At 43.4% G+C, this 20,247-nt stretch carries 27 protein-coding genes; 3 read left to right on the forward strand and 24 right to left on the reverse strand.

The features are described 5' to 3' along the window. Positions 1–489 precede the first annotated feature (489 nt). Positions 490–1,269, forward strand: a complete 780-nt coding sequence (locus GMES_RS00435; protein WP_006990556.1) for a hypothetical protein — start codon at positions 490–492, stop codon at positions 1,267–1,269. A gap of 399 nt (positions 1,270–1,668) precedes the next feature. Here GMES_RS00435 and rplQ read toward each other — a convergent pair whose 3' ends face one another. The 19 genes from rplQ to GMES_RS00525 form a co-directional block, all read right to left on the reverse strand. Continuing rightward, positions 1,669–2,070 (reverse strand): 50S ribosomal protein L17, encoded by a 402-nt coding sequence (gene rplQ, locus GMES_RS00440; protein WP_006990557.1) that lies wholly within the window; start codon positions 2,068–2,070, stop codon positions 1,669–1,671. A gap of 37 nt (positions 2,071–2,107) precedes the next feature. Beyond that, positions 2,108–3,097, reverse strand: a complete 990-nt coding sequence (locus tag GMES_RS00445; protein ID WP_006990558.1) for a DNA-directed RNA polymerase subunit alpha — start codon at positions 3,095–3,097, stop codon at positions 2,108–2,110. Between the two features lie 22 nt (positions 3,098–3,119). Further along, positions 3,120–3,740, reverse strand: coding sequence for a 30S ribosomal protein S4 (gene rpsD / locus GMES_RS00450; protein ID WP_006990559.1), 621 nt, complete (start codon positions 3,738–3,740; stop codon positions 3,120–3,122). Between the two features lie 24 nt (positions 3,741–3,764). Further along, positions 3,765–4,157, reverse strand: coding sequence for a 30S ribosomal protein S11 (gene rpsK / locus GMES_RS00455; RefSeq protein ID WP_006990560.1), 393 nt, complete (start codon positions 4,155–4,157; stop codon positions 3,765–3,767). A 12-nt stretch (positions 4,158–4,169) separates the two neighbouring features. Continuing rightward, the gene (rpsM, locus tag GMES_RS00460) at positions 4,170–4,526 is read right to left on the reverse strand and encodes a 30S ribosomal protein S13 (protein ID WP_006990561.1); all 357 of its coding nucleotides are present in this window, start codon (positions 4,524–4,526) and stop codon (positions 4,170–4,172) included. Positions 4,527–4,651: 125 nt separating this feature from the next. Continuing rightward, complete coding sequence (rpmJ, locus tag GMES_RS22070) at positions 4,652–4,768, reverse strand: 50S ribosomal protein L36 (protein WP_007104309.1); 117 nt, start codon at positions 4,766–4,768, stop codon at positions 4,652–4,654. A 24-nt stretch (positions 4,769–4,792) separates the two neighbouring features. Next, positions 4,793–6,112, reverse strand: a complete 1,320-nt coding sequence (gene secY, locus GMES_RS00465; RefSeq protein WP_006990562.1) for a preprotein translocase subunit SecY — start codon at positions 6,110–6,112, stop codon at positions 4,793–4,795. 5 nt (positions 6,113–6,117) lie between these two features. Beyond that, entirely contained in the window at positions 6,118–6,552 is a 435-nt protein-coding gene (gene rplO, locus GMES_RS00470; RefSeq protein WP_006990563.1) for a 50S ribosomal protein L15, read from the reverse strand. A gap of 3 nt (positions 6,553–6,555) precedes the next feature. Then, positions 6,556–6,738, reverse strand: coding sequence for a 50S ribosomal protein L30 (rpmD, locus tag GMES_RS00475; RefSeq protein ID WP_006990564.1), 183 nt, complete (start codon positions 6,736–6,738; stop codon positions 6,556–6,558). 6 nt (positions 6,739–6,744) lie between these two features. Further along, positions 6,745–7,248 carry a 30S ribosomal protein S5 gene (gene rpsE, locus GMES_RS00480; RefSeq protein ID WP_006990565.1) on the reverse strand — a complete coding sequence of 168 codons (504 nt, stop codon included), beginning with the start codon at positions 7,246–7,248 and terminating at the stop codon, positions 6,745–6,747. Between the two features lie 9 nt (positions 7,249–7,257). Next, complete coding sequence (gene rplR, locus GMES_RS00485) at positions 7,258–7,611, reverse strand: 50S ribosomal protein L18 (protein ID WP_006990566.1); 354 nt, start codon at positions 7,609–7,611, stop codon at positions 7,258–7,260. Between the two features lie 12 nt (positions 7,612–7,623). Continuing rightward, the gene (rplF, locus tag GMES_RS00490; protein ID WP_006990567.1) at positions 7,624–8,157 is read right to left on the reverse strand and encodes a 50S ribosomal protein L6; all 534 of its coding nucleotides are present in this window, start codon (positions 8,155–8,157) and stop codon (positions 7,624–7,626) included. 10 nt (positions 8,158–8,167) lie between these two features. After that, positions 8,168–8,560 (reverse strand): 30S ribosomal protein S8, encoded by a 393-nt coding sequence (rpsH, locus tag GMES_RS00495; RefSeq protein ID WP_006990568.1) that lies wholly within the window; start codon positions 8,558–8,560, stop codon positions 8,168–8,170. A 12-nt stretch (positions 8,561–8,572) separates the two neighbouring features. After that, positions 8,573–8,878, reverse strand: a complete 306-nt coding sequence (gene rpsN / locus GMES_RS00500) for a 30S ribosomal protein S14 (protein ID WP_006990569.1) — start codon at positions 8,876–8,878, stop codon at positions 8,573–8,575. 10 nt (positions 8,879–8,888) lie between these two features. Then, entirely contained in the window at positions 8,889–9,428 is a 540-nt protein-coding gene (rplE, locus tag GMES_RS00505) for a 50S ribosomal protein L5 (protein ID WP_006990570.1), read from the reverse strand. A gap of 15 nt (positions 9,429–9,443) precedes the next feature. Continuing rightward, a complete protein-coding gene (gene rplX / locus GMES_RS00510) occupies positions 9,444–9,758 on the reverse strand; it encodes a 50S ribosomal protein L24 (RefSeq protein ID WP_006990571.1) in 315 nt (104 codons plus the stop codon). A gap of 12 nt (positions 9,759–9,770) precedes the next feature. Then, on the reverse strand, positions 9,771–10,136 hold the full coding sequence (rplN, locus tag GMES_RS00515; RefSeq protein WP_006990572.1) for a 50S ribosomal protein L14: 366 nt from the start codon (positions 10,134–10,136) through the stop codon (positions 9,771–9,773). A 673-nt stretch (positions 10,137–10,809) separates the two neighbouring features. Further along, positions 10,810–12,450 (reverse strand): AMP-binding protein, encoded by a 1,641-nt coding sequence (locus GMES_RS00520; RefSeq protein ID WP_006990573.1) that lies wholly within the window; start codon positions 12,448–12,450, stop codon positions 10,810–10,812. 162 nt (positions 12,451–12,612) lie between these two features. Beyond that, the gene (locus GMES_RS00525) at positions 12,613–13,506 is read right to left on the reverse strand and encodes a LysR substrate-binding domain-containing protein (protein WP_006990574.1); all 894 of its coding nucleotides are present in this window, start codon (positions 13,504–13,506) and stop codon (positions 12,613–12,615) included. A gap of 110 nt (positions 13,507–13,616) precedes the next feature. Here GMES_RS00525 and GMES_RS00530 point away from each other — a divergent pair, with 110 nt between their 5' ends. Continuing rightward, complete coding sequence (locus GMES_RS00530; protein WP_006990575.1) at positions 13,617–13,949, forward strand: hypothetical protein; 333 nt, start codon at positions 13,617–13,619, stop codon at positions 13,947–13,949. A gap of 180 nt (positions 13,950–14,129) precedes the next feature. On the opposite strand, the gene rlmB is transcribed toward GMES_RS00530, so the two are convergent. The 4 genes from rlmB to GMES_RS00550 form a co-directional block, all read right to left on the reverse strand. Further along, positions 14,130–14,870, reverse strand: coding sequence for a 23S rRNA (guanosine(2251)-2'-O)-methyltransferase RlmB (gene rlmB, locus GMES_RS00535; protein ID WP_006990576.1), 741 nt, complete (start codon positions 14,868–14,870; stop codon positions 14,130–14,132). Between the two features lie 2 nt (positions 14,871–14,872). Then, positions 14,873–17,305 carry a ribonuclease R gene (rnr, locus tag GMES_RS00540; protein ID WP_006990577.1) on the reverse strand — a complete coding sequence of 811 codons (2,433 nt, stop codon included), beginning with the start codon at positions 17,303–17,305 and terminating at the stop codon, positions 14,873–14,875. Positions 17,306–17,444: 139 nt separating this feature from the next. Beyond that, complete coding sequence (locus GMES_RS00545) at positions 17,445–18,098, reverse strand: tetratricopeptide repeat protein (protein WP_006990578.1); 654 nt, start codon at positions 18,096–18,098, stop codon at positions 17,445–17,447. Positions 18,099–18,213: 115 nt separating this feature from the next. Further along, positions 18,214–18,447, reverse strand: a complete 234-nt coding sequence (locus GMES_RS00550; RefSeq protein ID WP_006990579.1) for a TIGR02647 family protein — start codon at positions 18,445–18,447, stop codon at positions 18,214–18,216. Positions 18,448–18,967: 520 nt separating this feature from the next. Here GMES_RS00550 and fre point away from each other — a divergent pair. Beyond that, on the forward strand, positions 18,968–19,681 hold the full coding sequence (gene fre, locus GMES_RS00555) for an NAD(P)H-flavin reductase (protein WP_006990580.1): 714 nt from the start codon (positions 18,968–18,970) through the stop codon (positions 19,679–19,681). Between the two features lie 91 nt (positions 19,682–19,772). Here the strand turns inward: fre and trmL are convergent, their stop codons facing one another. Beyond that, positions 19,773–20,237: a tRNA (uridine(34)/cytosine(34)/5-carboxymethylaminomethyluridine(34)-2'-O)-methyltransferase TrmL gene (gene trmL, locus GMES_RS00560; protein ID WP_006990581.1), complete on the reverse strand. Its 465-nt coding sequence runs from the start codon at positions 20,235–20,237 to the stop codon at positions 19,773–19,775. Positions 20,238–20,247: the final 10 nt, after the last annotated feature.

Consider the following 20,247-nt stretch of genomic DNA (forward strand, 5'->3'; position numbering starts at 1 on the left):
TCGTTATTAATTGTTAAAGAACATTGCTACCGAAGTAGCGCGCTTCCTTAGAAGCGGCTTAAGATGCTGTCCGTGGACCCTCTTAAGCGGGAGGCGTATAATACGCTCTCAAGTTTCGATGTCAAGTCGTTATTTTTATTTAATTTTAAATCAATTTTTGAAGTGAATCACAAACTGAAAAACCAAACTAAACCGCCTTGCATCACGCTGATTAAAGGCTTTAAAAAAAGTCTTAAATCACCTGGTTAAAACCAGTGTCAGTGCAGCTGTTTTAGCGGCTGTCCCGAAGCGAGAGGCGCATTATAGAGATCCAATCTTAGAGCGCAACCCTTTATTTCAATAAATGTAAAATAAAGCCATTAGAGAATGTTTTTTGAACAAACCTCGCACTTTACTGTCTATTTAGTAAATTTGTTGTTAAGTTTAGACTCTTAAGTGGCACGGATGTCATAACGTAGAAGTCAGTTTTAGTTATTGGATATCTGAAAAATGAAAAAAATAATAAAAGTAGCGTTTATAGCAACCTTAGTTTCGTCCGTATTCACTGTAAGTGCTCAAGAAGCAGAGCCTGAGGTTTCGAACGATAACCATGCAACTAGTTCATTCGTAAAACGTCAAGTCGCTCAAAATATGTCGATAGGCCGTGCCGTCAAAAGCATTGCTAGTAATTATCCACAAGAAACATCCAGTGTAGTAAGTACGGCATTAGATATGTACCCAGATAAGTATCAAGAAATCATTCACGCCGCAATATCTGCACAGCCCATGTTAACTGAAGATATCGTCAAGATTGCTTTGGAAAAGGAAATCGCTAGTTGCACTGCAATTGTTAAAACCGCAATTAACGCTGAACCAAGCTATGTTGACTTTGTGGTAACAGCGGCAGCTAATTCAACGCCAGAAGAACTAAACGAGATTGTCAGAGTCGCAGTCATTACAGAACCTGATTCCGCTGACTTTATTGTTCAGTCGTTGGCACAACAGCACCCTAACAAAATCGTTGACATACTAACTTCTGCGATTGATGCAGTTCCGCTCGTAGGCGAATATGTGGTTGAAGCGTTACTTGCTATCTTTCCTAACGATGCCGAAAGTGTCGTTAGTACAGCTGTTCGAGAGTCTGGGCCTCAAAGAGATAATGTCAGAAGAATTATTGAGACGGCACAGAATTTCGGACTTGATGAAGACAGCATCTATAAGTATGCAAAAGAAGGTGGTGCTACTGACGAAGAAATTACAGCTGCACTAAAAATTGTCACTGAACAATAGATTTATAAACTTTAAGTAATTTGAGATAAAAAAACCGGATTATTATCCGGTTTTTTATGGCTGTTATCACCCTGCCCTTGCCCTTCGCGTATATATCAATCTTGTTACGTTTCACTCAGAGTTAACTGTTTTGTCACAGTCTGCAACTGTTACTTAATATGTGATTCTTAATATGCGTAAGGCGACTTATTGGGCATTTGCTTTGGGATAGTTAGAGGTAAAATATGAGAAATGAAAACCAATAGGGTAGATATAATTGACTGCACACTTTGGTTTCCAGCGTAGGTCTTAAAAAGCGGTACGCTTCTACTCAGTAGCTACAAAGTAACATTTGGTTATTCTATGAATTTCAGGCATAAAAAACCGGATTTAAATCCGGTTTTTTTATTGTAGGAATTTTTATTCCGCAGCTGCGTCTTCAGTCTCTACGACTTCTTCCACTTCTGGACGGTCTACTAATTCTACATATGCCATTGGAGCATTATCGCCGGTACGGAAACCGCATTTTAAAATGCGAATATACCCACCAGGACGCTCTTCATAGCGAGGGCCAAGTTCATTAAATAACTTACCTACAACTTCTTTATCACCAGTACGTGCAAACGCTAAACGACGATTTGCAACACTGTCTTGCTTAGCAAGTGTGATAAGAGGTTCAATTACGCGACGTAGTTCTTTCGCTTTAGGAAGAGTTGTTTTAATCAACTCACTCTTCACTAATGAGCCAGCCATATTGCGAAACATCGCTTGACGGTGACTACTATTACGATTCAACTGACGACCACTCTTACGATGGCGCATAGTCCTATCCTTCTTTAAAAATCAGTTTTAAATCTGATTAATCTTTTTCTGCGATGCTTTCTGGTGGCCAGTTCTCTAAGCGCATGCCTAGTGAAAGCCCACGAGAAGCTAGTACATCTTTGATCTCAGTAAGAGATTTTTTACCTAAGTTAGGAGTTTTTAACAACTCAACTTCGGTGCGTTGTACTAGATCACCAATATATTGTATTGCTTCTGCTTTAAGGCAGTTAGCTGAACGTACTGTAAGTTCTAAATCATCAACTGGACGAAGAAGAATCGGATCAAATTCCGGCTTCTCTTCTTTTTCAACAGGCTCTGACATATCACGAAGTTCAACGAATGCGTCTAATTGCTCAGCTAATATAGTTGCTGAGCGACGAATCGCTTCTTCGGGATCGATAGTGCCATTGGTTTCCATATCGATAATTAGCTTGTCTAAATCTGTGCGCTGTTCAACACGCGCAGACTCAACGTTGTACGAAATACGTGATACTGGACTAAATGAAGCATCAACCAATAAACGACCAATTGGGCGATCATCTTCTTCAGAAGAGCGACGAGTTGACGCTGGAACGTACCCACGACCCATTTCCACTTTAATGCGCATGCTGAGCTCAGCTTCGCCAGTTAAAGTACAAAGAACGTGACTTGGGTTTACGATTTCAACATCACCATCATGCTGGATGTCTCCAGCTAATACTGGGCCCGCACCGGACTTCACTAATGTTAGTGTTGCTTCGGTTTTGCCTTCAAGACGTACCGCCAAACCTTTAAGGTTAAGCAATATTTCGATAACGTCTTCTTGAACGCCTTCTTTGGTGCTGTACTCGTGTAATACACCGTCGATCTCAACTTCAGTCACTGCACAACCTGGCATAGATGACAAAAGAATACGACGTAACGCATTACCCAATGTATGACCAAAACCACGCTCCAAAGGCTCTAAAGTGACCTTTGCACGTGTAGGCGAAACGTTATCAATTTCAACTAACCTTGGTTTTAAGAATTCAGTTACAGAACCCGACATTGTTACCTCTCTTCTTTAAGCTTTACTTAGAGTAAAGTTCGACAATCAACTGTTCGTTTATTTCAGCAGACAAATCAGTTCTTTCAGGAACACGTTTAAATGTGCCTTCCATCTTTTTGCTGTCCACTTCAATCCAAGTTGGTTTCTCACGTTGTTCAGCAAGCTCTAAAGCAGAAACAATACGAGCTTGTTTTTTAGCTTTTTCGCGAACAGATACAACATCATCAGCAGAAACATTAAAAGAAGGAACGTTTACAACTTGACCGTTAACCAAAATTGCTTTGTGGCTAACTAGTTGACGCGCTTCAGAACGAGTGCTAGCAAAACCAATGCGGTAAACAACATTGTCTAAACGTTGCTCTAAAAGTTGCAACAAGTTTTCACCTGTATTGCCTTTTAAGCGTGCCGCTTCTTTATAGTAGTTACGGAATTGCTTTTCAAGAACACCGTACATACGACGAACTTTTTGCTTTTCACGTAATTGAACACCGTAGTCAGACAAACGTCCACGACGTGCGCCGTGTTGACCAGGTGCGTTATCAATTTTACATTTTGATTCGATTGCTCGAACGCCACTTTTCAAGAACAAGTCTGTTCCTTCGCGGCGGCTAAGTTTGAGTTTTGGACCCAAATATCTTGCCATTATCTTTCTCCAACAGTCCGTCGATTAAACGCGACGTTTTTTCGGTGGACGACAACCGTTGTGAGGAATAGGCGTCACATCGGTAATATTAGTGATTTTATAACCAGCAGCATTCAAAGCACGGATAGCAGATTCACGACCTGGACCTGGACCTTTAACGAATACTTCTAGATTTTTCAAACCGTAATCCTGAGCGGCTGTACCAGCACGTTCAGCAGCTACCTGAGCAGCAAAAGGGGTAGATTTACGTGAACCACGGAAACCAGAACCACCAGATGTAGCCCAAGACAAGGCGTTGCCTTGACGATCTGTAATTGTCACTATTGTGTTGTTGAAAGAGGCATGGATATGGGCCATACCGTCAGCAACTTGACGTTTTGCGCGCTTACGCGTGCTTTTAGTAGGAGCTTTAGCCATCTTAATCCCCGCTTACTTTTTAATTGCTTTGCGAGGACCTTTACGGGTACGCGCATTAGTTTTAGTGCGCTGACCACGTAGAGGAAGACTACGACGGTGGCGAATACCACGGAAGCAACCTAGGTCCATCAAACGTTTAATACTCATTGATACTTCACGACGAAGATCACCTTCGACAGTGAATTTCGCAACTTCGTCACGCAATTTATCAATCTGTGCTTCATCAAGATCTTTGATCTTGGTTGTCTCTGCAACACCAGCAGCTTCACAAATGCTTTGTGCACGTGTAGAGCCTACACCGAAGATCGCGGTTAGCGCGATTACAGTATGCTTGTGCTCAGGGATGTTAATGCCAGCGATACGGGCCATTAACAGTACTCCTCATAGTTTATGTCATCAGCCTAAAAAGCCCGATAGGATACTTACCCGATGACAAAATTGCAAATTAAGGTTTGCGGATACTATCGTATTTAGCAATTCCGCAAACCATACGATTAACCTTGCCTTTGCTTATGCTTAGGGTCAGAACTGCAGATCACACGCACAACACCGTTGCGCTTAATGACTTTACAGTTACGGCAAATCCGCTTGACGGATGCACGAACTTTCATTTCATCACTCCGTAAATCGCTAACTTAACGGCCGTAGCCCTTAAGGTTAGCTTTCTTAAGAACAGACTCATATTGATGAGACATCAAATGTGTCTGCACTTGCGCCATGAAGTCCATGATAACCACTACCATAATAAGCAGTGAGGTCCCACCGAAGTAAAACGGTACGTTCCAAGCTATCAACATGAATTCAGGCACCAAACAAATAAAGGTTATATAAAGCGCGCCAGCTAGGGTTAAGCGAGTCATTACCTTATCAACGTATCGTGAGGTCTGCTCACCAGGACGAATCCCAGGAACGAACGCACCAGATTTCTTCAAATTGTCCGCTGTTTCGCGAGGGTTAAAAACCAACGCAGTATAGAAGAAACAAAAGAAGATGATCGCAGCAGCGTAGAACATCACATACAGAGGCTGTCCAGGAGACAACATCAATGCCACTTCTTGTAACCAAGAGAATGACTCATTCTGACCAAACCAATTTGCAATGGTTCCAGGGAACAGAATGATGCTTGACGCGAAAATCGGAGGAATAACACCTGCCATATTTACTTTTAACGGTAAATGCGTGCTTTGTGCTGCAAAGACCTTACGGCCCTGCTGACGCTTTGCATAGTTAACGACGATACGACGTTGGCCACGCTCTACGAATACTACAAAATACGTGATAGCAATTATTATTACGCCGATAAGTAACAAGAACAGTAAGTTCAAATCACCTTGTCGTGCTTGCTCTGCCGTTTGACCTATGGCCGTTGGCAAACCAGACACAATACCCGCGAAAATCAATATAGAAATACCGTTACCGATACCTCTCTCTGTAATTTGCTCACCTAACCACATTAAAAACATGGTACCGGTAACCAAACTCACAACAGCTGTGAAGTAAAAACCAAAACCCGGATTAATCACCAAACCTGAAATCAGATTAGGTAAATTTGTCGCTATCCCAATTGCTTGGAATGTAGCCAAGACTAACGTGAAGTAACGTGTGTACTGACTAATTTTACGACGTCCTGCTTCGCCTTCTTTTTTAAGTTCCATCATCGGTGGATGCATAACTGTAAGCAACTGAATGATAATGGAAGCTGTAATGTATGGCATTATACCCAGGGCAAGAACCGAGGCACGCTCAAGAGCACCACCAGAGAACATGTTAAACATTTCTACAATGGTACCCTTTTGCTGGTCGAATAATTCAGCCAACACCGCGGCGTCGATACCAGGAATAGGCACATATGAGCCAAGCCTAAACACAATTATCGCACCAAGTACGAACAACAATCTTGATTTAAGCTCACTCAAGCCGCCTTTTGCGCTTGAATTTGATCCTGGTTTAGCCATCTAGCTTATTCCTCTACCTTACCGCCGGCCGCTTCGATTGCTTCGCGCGCGCCTTTTGTAACCTTCAAACCATTGATAGTAACAGCTCGTGAAATTTCACCGCTCTTAAGCACTTTAACAAACAACATTTCTTTCTTAACAAGACCTGCTGCTTTTAAAGTTTCAAGTGAAACCACTTCACCCTCTACCTTTGCAATTTCACTCAACGTTACTTGGTCAGAAACCAAAGATTTACGTGATGTGAAACCGAATTTAGGTAGACGACGCTGAATTGGCATTTGTCCGCCTTCAAAACCGGGCTTTACAGAACCGCCAGAGCGAGACTTTTGACCTTTGTGACCACGGCCACCAGTTTTTCCAAGACCTGAACCCATACCGCGTCCAACGCGCTTACTAGATTTTTTTGCTCCTGGTGCAGGAGCAAGAGTATTTAAATGCATCTGTTACTCCTCCACTACTTCAACCATGTAAAATACACGGTTGATCATGCCACGAACAGAAGGGGTATCTTCGAGTTCACGAACATGACCGATGCGACGTAAACCTAGACCCGTAAGAGTTGCCTTATGCTTTGGAAGGCGACCGATAGCGCTTTTGGTTTGCTTAACTTTTATCATCTTAGCCATGTTCAATTACCCCAAAATCTGCGTTACAGACAATCCACGTTTAGCAGCAACTTGATCAGGCGAAGTCATTTCTGTCAACGCATTGATAGTTGCACGCACAACGTTAATTGGATTGGTAGATCCGTAACATTTTGAAAGTACGTTTTGAACGCCAGCGACTTCAAGTACCGCACGCATTGCACCACCGGCAATAATACCAGTACCTTCTGATGCAGGTTGCATGTAGACTTTTGAGCCTGAATGACGACCTTTAATTGGATGCTGTAGCGTGTTGCCATTTAGATCCACGTCCACAAGATTGCGGCGCGCTTTTTCCATAGCTTTTTGAATTGCAGCAGGCACTTCACGTGCTTTACCGTAACCAAAACCAACACGACCATTCCCGTCACCTACTACTGTCAAAGCAGTAAAGCTAAAGATACGACCACCTTTAACTACTTTAGATACACGGTTTACAGCAATTAGTTTTTCTAACAGGTCACCCTGTTGTTGAACTTCTACTTTAGCCATAATTAACTCCTAGAACTGAAGACCTGCTTCACGAGCAGCATCAGCCAATGCCTTAACTCGACCGTGATACTTAAAACCGCTGCGATCGAAAGCGACAGTCTTAATGCCTTTCTCGATAGCTCGTTCTGCAATCGCTTTACCAACTGCTACAGCAGCTTCTGCATTACCCGTTGACTTAACGGTAGTGCGAAGATCTGCTTCAACAGTAGAAGCCGCCGCCAAAACCTGTGAACCGCAAGGAGCGATTAACTGGGCATATATATGGCGTGGTGTGCGGTTAATAACCAAGCGATGCGCGGCCAGTTCACTAATTTTTTTGCGTGCACGTGTAGCGCGACGCAAGCGAGCTGATTTCTTATCCATCGTATCACCTACCTACTTTTTCTTAGCTTCTTTACGACGCACAACTTCATCAGCGTAACGAACACCTTTACCTTTATAAGGCTCTGGCGGACGGTATCCACGGATGTTAGCTGCAACCTGACCTACCAACTGCTTATCGGCGCCTTTAACGACGATTTCAGTTTGACTAGGAGTTTCAACCGAAATACCTTCAGGCATTTCGTATGCTACAGGGTGTGAGAAACCAAGCGTTAGATTGAGTTTTTTACCCTGCGCTGCCGCACGATAACCAACACCATTCAACTGAAGTTTTTTCTCAAAACCTTGAGATACACCAATTACCATTGCATCTAACAATGAGCGAGCTGTACCAGCTTGAGCCCAACCATTAGCAACACCTTCACGAGGTGAAGCTTTAAGTTGGTTCTCTTCTTGAACAACTTCAACTGCATCATTGAATACACGGCTTAATGTACCGTTTTTACCTTTTACTGTGACTTCTTGCCCAGCGATAGTTACTTCTACGCCAGATAAAACGTCTACAGGAGCTTTTGCTATACGTGACATTTTTATCCCCTTACGCTACGTAGCCGATGATCTCACCACCCATACCCGCTTTACGCGCGGCACGGTCAGTCATCACACCTTTAGAGGTAGAAACGATAGCAACACCTAAACCACCCAATACTTTTGGCAACTCATCTTTTTTCTTATAGATGCGAAGACCAGGGCGACTTACGCGCTCAATGCTTTCAATTACTTTCTTGCCTTCGAAGTACTTAAGCGTCACTTCTAAAACAGGTTTAACGTCACCAGAAACTGCGAAATCTGAAACATAACCTTCTTCTTTAAGTACAGCTGCAATTGCAACACGTAGCTTAGATGAAGGCATTGATACAGAAACTTTGCTAGCCATCTGACCGTTACGAACACGTGTAAACATGTCCGCGATAGGATCTTGCATACTCATATTAGCTACTCCTTACCAGCTGGCTTTTTTAAGGCCAGGTACTTCGCCGCGCATAGCTGCTTCACGCAACTTAATACGGCTAAGACCAAACTTGCGTAGGAAACCATGTGGACGGCCAGTAATACGACAACGATTTTGTTGACGTGTACGAGCTGAATCACGTGGAAGTTGTTGTAGCTTAAGAACAGCGTCCCAACGTTCTTCGTCAGAAGAGTTGACGTTGCTGATAGTTGCTTTAAGTTCTGCTCGTTTAGTAGCGAACTTAGCAACTAGCTTGGCGCGTTTTACTTCGCGCGCTTTCATTGATTCTTTTGCCATAACCCTACCCTTACTTTTTAAATGGGAAACTAAACGCACTAAGAAGTGCATGTGCTTCCGCATCGGTTTCAGCGCTAGTCGTGATAGTAATATCCATACCGCGAATTTTATCTACCTTATCGAAATCGATTTCTGGGAAGATAATTTGCTCACGAACACCCATGCTATAGTTTCCACGGCCGTCAAACGACTTAGGATTCAAGCCACGGAAGTCACGGATACGAGGAATTGCTATTGATACTAAACGTTCAAAGAATTCCCACATACGCTCACCACGTAGGGTTACTTTACAGCCAATCGGATAACCTTCACGGATTTTAAAACCCGCTACAGATTTGCGAGCAACAGTTACAACAGGTTTCTGACCAGCAATTGCTTGCATGTCAGCTGTTGCGTTTTCCAAAACCTTCTTGTCTGCTACCGCTTCACCTAAACCCATGTTTAGAGTGATTTTCTCAATCCGAGGGACTTGCATGACGCTTTTGTAGTTGAACTGCTTCGCAAGTTCCGCTACTACTGTTTCTTTATAGAAATCATGCAGTTTCGCCATCGTACTCTCCAATTATTAAACCAGTTCACCGTCAGATTTGAAGAAACGAACTTTTTTGTCGTCTTCAAAACGGAAACCTATGCGATCTGCTTTACCCGTTTTAGGGTTAACAATCGCTACATTTGACACGTGAATTGATGCTTCTTTCTCAATAACGCCACCAGTAACACCCAATTGAGGGTTAGGTTTCTGATGCTTCTTCACCAAGTTCACACCTTCAACGATTAAGCGGTCAGCCGCTGGAAGAACTTTAAGCACTTTGCCTAGTTTTCCTTTGTCTTTACCTGCCAAAACGATGATTTCATCATCACGACGAATTTTTCTAGCCATTATCGTGACTCCTTATAGTACCTCAGGGGCCAGTGAGACGATTTTCATGTTATTAACACGAAGCTCACGAGTGACCGGGCCAAAGATACGCGTACCAATTGGTTGCTTGTTTGCGTTAAGCAAAACAGCTGCGTTGTTATCGAAACGGATCGAAGATCCATCAGAACGACGAACGCCTTTTCTAGTACGCACCACCACTGCAGTTAGCACATCACCTTTTTTTACTTTACCGCGAGGAATTGCTTCTTTAACGGTAACTTTAATGATGTCGCCAATATGTGCATAACGGCGATGCGAGCCACCAAGAACCTTAATACACTGAACCCTGCGAGCACCCGAGTTATCGGCTACATCCAGGTTAGTTTGCATTTGGATCATGTTAGTGCTCCGCTGTTAATTAAGACTCTCACGAGTCGTTTTGTTTCCTAAAAAACCAGCGTTATTGCTGACTTTTTATACATACCCCTATTAAAAGGGCGCGAAATACTAACAGAAAATATACAGTGGCGATAGTCGAATTTGCAAAAAAAGGCGACTAATCTGCAGATTATTTCACCGCACCAGCAAAAATCAAATAAATTACTTTTAAACCAATGGCTTAGTTCATTTGAATATAAGTAAAAAGCTGTTAGTCACTAACGTTTGAATACGTCTTACAAAACTCTTTCAAGTCTATTTCTAAGATGCTCTTGTCTCGGTTGGTTTCGATAAGCTATTCAAGTCTATTGATGTTATCAATGTAGCTTGACTAAATGGCTGCTCTGCTTCGCTAATGTACAGTCTGGAATGAGTTGACCATTACACTTCATCCGATGAAGAGCCTGAGGTTGCCTATAATTGGAGTCGCTTTATTAACAGCTTATGTTCGAAACTGAACCTTGCAACGAATAGCTGATATTCATCTTACTTAGGCGCATCATCCGCCCCTATCAAGAACAACAAAAGAACAGATTAGTGTGGGGATGATAAGGTATTTAGGGGGCCCCTTTACGTGTTACTCACATTCTATAAATGAATTTACACATAAAGGGGCGGTTAAAGCGGGCGCGATCTATTTTTGATAAATTAACTTTTCTCTCTCGGGAGCGTTAATAAGCCCATCGTACTTTTCTTCCAGTAAATGGCGCTTTATCTTGAGCGTAGGTGTTAGTAGTCCGTTCTCTACAGTCCAATCATCTTTCATGATCACTAAACGGTCGAGTACTGCGTGACTTTCTAAACCCGCGTTAACAGATTCCAAGGTTGCTAACAGGCTCTTTTCTACTTTGTCTTTGTCTTGTTTGGCGGCATCTTCTGATAATACGACTAACGCAATAGGCTGTTTTAATTGCGAGCCGGTGACACAGACTTGCTCTACAGAAGAGTTGCCCATAATGACAGCTTCAATCGGTACCGGCGCTATATACTTACCCTTGGCTGTTTTAAATATCTCTTTTAAGCGCCCGGTAATTTTAATATAGCCATCACTATCGATTGCGCCCTTATCACCTGTGCGCAAGTATCCGTCTTCAGTAAAGGTTTCAGCAGTTTTCTCAGGCTCCAGATAATATTCCTGCATATTACACGGCCCTTTAACTTGTATCTCGCCTTCTTCGCCAATTCTGATATCGACACCTTCGTAAGCGCGGCCAATACTACCGATTTTATCCTCTCTAAATGGAACACAACAGGTACCGTAAGCACTGTTTTCTGTCATTCCCCATCCTTCAGATATTTTAACGCCTACTTTCAAAAACCATTTCAAAGTGGCTGGCGAAATAGGAGCGGACCCACTGGCACACATACGGGCCTTATCTAAGCCAAGTTTAGTTCTAATCTTGCCCGCGACAATATTGCCGACAAACGGTATTTTCAGCAGAAAATCGAGTTTCTTCTGGGGCATGTTTGCTAAAACCCCCATTTGGAAACGAGTCCAAAGACGCGGAACGGAAATAAACAACGTAGGCCTTAGGTGGCAAATATCGCGATTGAACGTATCAAGCGACTCTATAAAACCAATTTGAGTGTTTGCGTAGAAACTAGCCATTTCCACCAAAACGCGCTCGGTGATATGCGCCAATGGCAAGTAACTCAATATACGGTCTTCGTCGCCAACGCTTAATTCATTTCTTGAATTGCTCGCTGCCCAACTAATCGAATTATAGGTATGTACTACACCTTTGGGGTTACCCGTACTGCCCGACGTATAGATAATCGTCATAGTGCCGTCCATTTCGGGTACTGGGCGCTCTAAATAGGGTTCATTTGCCATCAATGAATCCCAATCCTTGTCGGCTTCAATATCAGGATAAGGAAATGCTAACTTAGTAACGCCTTCAGGGATCGCTGCTACTTGCTCAGCAGTGTCATCTAACTTGCCTACAAAAATAACAGGACATGCTGCGTGATTTAACACATATTGAATCGTTTTTTCGCCGGCTGTTGAATAAATTGGTACGGATATATGGCCGGCCAACATAATCGCTAAATCCGCGATGAACCATTCAGCACAGTTTTTAGATAACACGGCAATGTGGCTACCTTCTGGTAAGTTCAGCGCAATTAAGCCAGCTGCCACGCGGCGTACTTTGTCTGCCGCCTGTGCCCATGTATAACTAATAACAGCACCATTAATCGGCTGCTTCAAATATACCTTCTGCGGCGTTGTATCTTCCCAGTGGTACATCATTTCTAAGGGCGTCTTTAACGACATGTTGTCTCCCGTACATAAATCTACATTTTGATAACAACGTTATAACGATTGAAACCCCACAGGTCAAACAACTATAAGACTTAAGCATTTATTTTGCGTATTCACTTCGATAAACAGAATCAATTCAGCCTATCTTTTCGCCAGAAAGGTGTTTTTTTAGCCTCATTGCGGGATTTCGCTGAACATTCTCTCAAGCCAGTTCGAAAAACACTGAATTTTTTCGCGCTTAAAATGCGCTTCAGGCGCCACCAAATAATATGCGTAATGACACTTAAAACTAAAATTGAACAGTTTCACCAATTGCCCTTTTTCTAACTGTTCGAATATCAGGCTATTACGCACCATTGCTATGCCCTGCCCCGCTAGCGCCGCTTCAATAATAGTGACACTGGAGTCATCTACGTGTAGAGCATTGCGGCCCACGTCTGGGTTTATCCGATGCTGCTGATAGAAAGATTTCCAGGCGGGCATAATATCGCTGCTTTTCTCGGTTAAAGTGGGATGACGGGAAACAGATTGTGCCGTGTCAATTTGTTTAGCTAACCCAGGATGACAAACTAGGTGAATAGTATCCTGGGCCAACTTTCTGCTTTTTAACTGAGGGTAATCGCCGATGCCAAATCGTATTGCCAAATCTAATTCATTTTGGTCAAAATCTAATAAACGGTTTGTTGGCTGGATCCTTACATTTATATGGGGATATTCTTGCTGAAACAAATACAAACGCGGTACAAGCCATCGAGAAGATAACGACTCAATCACGGTTAAGTTTAAAATATTGGGTCTTGGATCCATCACCAAGTTGCCTACGCCTTTATCTAGAAAGCTAAACCCTGTGGCGATATCAGGTAACAGTCTTTCCCCCGCCTTTGTTAAAGACACATGCCGGTGACCTCTTATAAACAGCTGACAACCGAAGAAGGCTTCTAACGTTTTAATGTGTTGGCTGATAGCAGCTTGAGTAACAAACATTTGTTCCGCTGCGGCTTTAAAACTCAATGTTTCTGCAGCTGCTAAAAAATAACGAAGCGCATTGAGGGGCGGAAGTTTATTCATGAAAGACACAACTACAGTTAAGTTTTACTTAACTGTAGTTTAGTTTTAATCGTTTGTCAGTCGAAGTGTGCCAGCCTATCGTTAAACCTCCAAACCACGAGGACTTAACGATGAAAAACAACATGAAATCTTGCCTAGCGTTTAGCATTGCCCTGCTATTACTCAGCGTAAGCTCGGCCGCTCATGCAGAACAAGGATTAGAAAAACTATATACAAAAACGGGTTATCCATTTGAACCTTTGGTCAAGCGTTCGCAATTGGTTCGTATTTTGTACCAACGACAAGATGAAACGGTGACATGTCGAACGGAAGTAACTCAAGGCTCGATTGTGTGGCAAGGGCAAGAAAAAAAGGCCCGGCATGATGATTTCATTACCGAGCCATTGCGATCTTGTTTAGAGCGCTCAGAAGCGAAAAGGTTATTGAAGAATACCTACCAATAACCGGTAGTATCACGCCTGCTGCTTTAACTATTGCCATATCTGCTTGTGGCAGTAGTTATCGCTGCGTTTAATGTATAAGGCTGACTCTTAGGGTATGAACACAGCACCCTACGCTTATGTAGAAACTACAAAACATAAAAAGGTGTGACAAACCTAAATTATCAGTGTCAAACGTTACTACTAGCTAGTGCGCTGACGCACAATTTCATACAAGCAAATACCAGTCGCGACCGATACATTCAAGCTAGAAACCGAACCTGCCATGGGCAGCTTTATTAGCTCGTCGCAATGTTCTCGGGTCAGCCTGCGCATTCCTTTACCTTCGGCGCCCATCACCAGCGCTATCGGCCCTTGCATCTTACAATCGTAAATACTCTGGGTTGCTTCACCCGCAGTACCAACAACCCACACGCCTGCATCTTTAATCTCACGTATAGTACGTGCCAGGTTAGTCACCTGCACAAGCGGGATCAAATCAGCTGCCCCGCAAGCGACTTTCCTCACCACTGGTGTTAACGCTACCGAGTTGTCTTTGGGCACCACAATAGCATCAATACCCGCTGCATCGGCGGTTCGTAAACACGCACCTAAATTATGAGGGTCAGTTACACCATCAAGTATTAACAAAAAAGGCGTGCCGCTGTTTTTAATGATTTCGTCTAAATCATTCTCGTTAAACTGTTTACCGGGCTTCGCTTTCGCTACAATACCTTGGTGCTGCTCGCCATTTACCTTATCGTCTAAGGTTTTGCGCTGGCAAAATTGCACAGCAATACCAAATTTACGCGCGTGATTGATGATTGAATTAATCGGTTTGTCGTCACGACCTTTAAGGACAAACAACTCAATCAAACGCTCTGGTTCTCGCTCTATCACTGCCTCTAATGCATGAATACCATACAACCACTCATGTTGAGCCATATTTATTTGTTCCTTTTACTGGACGAGGAGCGACGTGACTTAGCCGCTGGTTTATCGGCTGCCCCCCCTTTACCACTCGAACGACGAGTGCGTGGTTTCTTTTTAGCGCCACCAGCTTTGCCGTTCTCATTTGCCGATTTGGCTCCTGCTTTGGATACAGGGCTTTCTTTGCCTGAGCTATTGTTGGCTGAACCTTTCTTCGTGGACGATGATTTCTTTGCTCCGCGTTTTCCACCTCTTGGTTTTGGTGGCGCTTTGGCTAATACAAAGTCTATTTTTCGTTCATCCAAATTCACCCCAGCCACCTTCACTTCAAGCGGATCCCCAAGGCGGTACACTATGCCTGAATTTTCTCCGACTAAGTGCTGCTTCGTTTCATCAAACTGGTAGAAGTCATTATCTAATGCAGAAATATGCACTAGCCCATCAATATGAAACTCAGATAAACGTACGAAAAAGCCAAAACTGGTTACCGATGCTATAACGCCATCAAAGGTATCTCCAACATGGTCGAGCATAAATTCACATTTGAGCCAATCGGATACATCGCGTGTTGCATCGTCGGCGCGTCGCTCTGTCATAGAACATTGCTCGCCTAATGCATCCACCTCTTCTGCCGTATACGCTTTACCGCCAGTCTTACTTTTGCGCTGTTGCTTTTTATCTATCGTGGCTTTTAAAGCACGATGCACAACTAAATCGGGGTAGCGACGAATGGGTGATGTGAAATGCGCGTAAGCTTCTAATGCTAAACCAAAGTGGCCAATGTTTTCATGGCTGTACACTGCTTGCTTCATAGAACGAAGCAACATGGTTTGAATTAGCTCTTGATCGGCCCTGCCCTGAATTTTGCTGATCACCTCAGTAAATTCTTGTGGCGAAGCATCTTTGCTAATGTGATGGGTAATTCCGACCTCTGCCAAATAAGACAAAAACGCACTTAATCGATCAGAATCCGGTTCATCATGTATACGGTACAAGGCTTCAGCTTTTTGCTTGCTTAAGGTTTTGGCCGCAGCTACGTTGGCCAAAATCATACACTCTTCTATCAGTTTGTGAGCATCATTTCGCGTGACAGGCACGATGGTATCTATTTTACGCTGCGCATTGAACACGAACTTACTTTCTTGAGTTTCAAATTCAATAGCACCCCGCTGACTACGTCTGCGTTTCAACGTACGGTACATGTCGTGTAAATTTTTAAGATGTGGAACCTGCTCTGCGTAGCGATTTTTCAGTTCAGGATGAGCCTGGCCGTCATCTTTTAATATATCCCATACTTTTGTGTAAGTAAGGCGCGCTTTTGAGTTCATAACAGCTTCGTAAAATTGATGTTGTGCGAGCTCTCCGTTTGCGCTGATGGTCATTTCACAAACCATACATAATCGGTCTACTTGAGGGTTTAATGAACACAAACCGTTAGAGAGTACTTCAGGCAGCATGGGAATAACCTGCTCTGGGAAATAAACCGAGTTACCACGGTTTTGCGCTTCGCTATCAAGCGCCGTGCCTGGTCTGACATAATAACTTACATCAGCAATCGCCACCCATAACTGCCAACCACCGTCATCTAGCGGTTCACAAAATACAGCATCATCGAAATCACGTGCGTCTTCACCATCTATAGTAACTAACGGTAATTGACGCAAATCGATTCTATTTTCTTTCGCTTCTTCAGGTACTTCCTCATTGAGGTCGGCAATTTGCTTGGTAACACCTTTGGGCCAAGCGTGAGGGATATCGAAAGTGCGCAGTGCCATGTCGATTTCCATGCCCGGCGCCATATGCTCACCTAGCACTTCTAACACTTTACCAATCGCGTTCACGCGACGTCTTGGGCGTTGAACAATCTCTACCACAACGATGAAGCCCTGACGGGCACCGTTGACATACTCAGCAGGAATACTGATTTCATGATTAATACGGCTGTCATCGGGAATAACGATACCGGCACCATTTTCAAAAAAGTAACGGCCAACAATAGGCTCGCTGCGCGGCTCGATAATTTTAGCGATGCGTGCTTCTCTGCGGCCTCGGTTATCGGTACCGCTTTCTTTGACCAGCACTATGTCGCCGTGCAGTACAGTCGCCATTTGTGCATTGTGAATAAACAGGTCTTTCTCACCGTCATCACGCTTCAAAAATCCAAAACCGTCACGGTGGCCAATCACACGCCCTTGAATTAACTCTTCTAATTTAAGCTTGGCGTATTTTTTATCACGATTGAATTCGATTTGCCCTTCGCGCTCCATTGCACGCAAACGACGCTGGATACCAATTCGGCTATCTTCGTCTTCTGCATTTAATAGGTGACAAAATTCAAGAAAGGACAACGGTTTTTTGGCTTTGGTGAGTAATTCAAGTAAATACTCACGGCTCGCTACTGGATTTTCGTATTTTTCTTTCTCGCGCTGGTAAAAGGGATCGTCGCTCATATAAGTGATGGCGTTTCCAAGTTAGGTAAATGTTGCGCCTAGTATAACGAAGCTGGCGCAATTAAAAACGCTTAATTGACAACGACAAGGCGCAAGTTGTTCTACATAGATAAAACGACCGATTTAATGGGGAAATAAGTTAGGAATCCAAAGGACGTTTCGCTTTGCGTACCGCTTTAGGATGCATCAGCTTTTCTAGATCAGACAAGCAAGACGCAATTTTTTGATGGGTTTTCTTATCGTTCGTCACGGCGTTATATAACCAATGGTAAGCATCTTCGTAATCGTAAGGACTGCCATAACCATCCAAGAACAATTCCACCAACTCTATTTGCGCTTTTTGGTTACCCAACATCGATGCTTCGCGCAAAAACACCACCGCGCGCTCTTTATCTTGTTGCACCAACTTGCCTTGAGCATAGTAACGGCCCAGTTGCTCTAGACCTTCAGGTAAACCTTGGTCAGCGGCTTGGCGCATAAAGTTAATACCCCGCTCAGGTTCAGCCGTTACGCATACGCCCCAAGCAAGCATGTCACCCCATAAAAACTGATAGGCAGGTATTTTTAAGGTTTGCGCTCTGGCCTCAATGTCTTGCACTAATTGGCAATCATCTAACACAACTTGGCTAAGATGCTCATTGCGGTGAATTAGCCGAAGCAACTCATCTTGGGAATAGAGTTGTACCGCTTTGATTTCATCTGCTGCGCGGCTAGCAGACATACCAGAGGTTGTTAAAATAAGCAGCCCAGCCAGTAGGCCAGCATAGGACAATTTAGGGAATGACATTTTCATATGGGATCTATCTACTGTGGCGTATATCACTTTTATCGGCAGCATCTGGATTTGGTAAACCCCTAACTGCCGATCCTGCTCCTGAATTGATCTAGCTAGAACAGATAAGTATGCCTTAACTCGCCAATGCTGACTGAACGACTTGAGCGTGTTCAATCAGATCATGACCAAGATCTGTTAAGTAACCGCCATCTGGCAATGTCACTATTCCTTTTTCAAATAGACGTTTGGCAGCATCGACCACAGCAGGCTCTGCATCATGGTGTATTTTTAAGCCCTGCATCAGGCTTGTGGTAGGGAATTTTAATAACAAATTAAACTCGCTAACCATTTCGTTCGTAAGTGACATAGGCAATCCTCGATGATTGTTGTGTAGTAAAGACAATACATTCAGGTTTGCTCAGCTTACTTTCACCAACGACGTTTGCGCACAGAGTTTGAAGATAAACACCCACTCAATACGCGACAAAAAGTATGTCGAGCCAACCCGTTAATTTTGCACATCATGCTAGCTCAATAAACCACTAGACGTTAATAAAATCAAGCCAAAAACCACAAAGAGACAACAAAGAGTTTTCATTTTCTGGAAATTGGTAAAAGAGAAATAGCTAAAAATAACAAGGTCTAACGATCCATCTCGTAACTTAGCACCGAGCAGTTTATACTCTGATAAATTAGATATGACTTTTAATGCTCTTCACTTACATTGAGACATTAATCGAAGTACAACTAAGCAGTTTGAACCACTCGTTATTCTGCACATTTTCGGAAGGCTGCATAAGCGCCAATAAGTCGCTGTTAAAACACCTTCACTCACATTTTAATTATTTGCGCCAGCAGCGCAATTTGATATAGCGCAGAACATTATTATGCATCACACCCCTTGTAAGGTTGATTCCATTGTTGCTCTCAACCCAGTCGTCAGTTTAGTCACCCTGATCCCACAACAGCCTTTTACTCATCAAGCTGGTCAGTATTTGAAAGTGGTCATGGATGAGGGCGACCAGCGCCCATTCAGTATCGCCACTGCACCGCGAGAAGACGGCAAGATTCAATTACATATCGGCGCAGAGCCTGGCAATAGTTATGCGGGTGAAGTACTTGAAAAAATGCGAACTGAGGGTGAAATTACCGTTAATGGCGGTTTAGGTAATGCCTATGTTCAGCTGGAAAATAGCATGCCGACCATTTTACTCGCAGGGGGAACGGGGTTTTCCTATACCCAAGCTATCTTGCAAAAAATGCTCGAATCTTCTGCCCAGGTCAAAGGTCATAAAGATCCAATTTTCCTATATTGGGGAACGCGCTCAACCGCTGATATGTACGCATATGACGAATTGGTCGCTCTGGATGAAAAACACGAGCACTTTACCTTTGTTCCCGTGGTGGAACATCCGGGTCATCAATGGTCAGGCAAAACCGGTTGGGTTCATAAAGCAGTACTCGAAGATTTTGTCAGCCTAGAGCCTTATCGCGTTTACATAGCTGGTCGCTTTGAAATGGCTGGCGTGGCAAGAGAAGATTTTCATCAGCAAGGTTTAATATTGAAAAACTTGTACGGTGACGCATTCGAATTTATTTAAACAGCTGAGAATCTTGCATTTAAAAAGCCTATCGCGTAAACGAAACCCTTACCAGATAGGCTAAATATTGACACGTTATGCTATCACGCAGCTAAACCGCGCCGCTGAAATCCAGTTGGCGCCACGCTTCATATACAAAAACAGATACCGCATTCGATAAATTCATGCTTCTACTGTCAGGTAACATTGGAATGCGTACTCGTTGTTCAGGCGGCAAGCTTTGAATAATGTCATCAGGTAATCCTCGCGTTTCGGGCCCAAACAACAAGGCATCACCTAATTGATATTCTGCTTTGGCAAAAAAAGTGGTGCCTTTAGTCGTACAAGCAAAAATACGCTTAGGTTGGCGTGATTCTATATAAGCCTGCAGTGACGCATGCCTTACCACGTTGGCAAATTCATGGTAATCAAGGCCTGCGCGACGAACGCGTTTATCGTCCCATTCAAACCCTAGGGGTTCGATTAAATGTAGGGCAAAACCGGTATTTGCACATAAGCGAATGATGTTACCGGTATTAGGCGGAATTTCAGGTTGATATAAAACGATGTCTAGCATGTAGGTGATC

The sequence above is a fragment of the Paraglaciecola mesophila KMM 241 genome (assembly GCF_000315015.1).
In the GTDB taxonomy this organism is placed as follows: domain Bacteria; phylum Pseudomonadota; class Gammaproteobacteria; order Enterobacterales; family Alteromonadaceae; genus Paraglaciecola; species Paraglaciecola mesophila.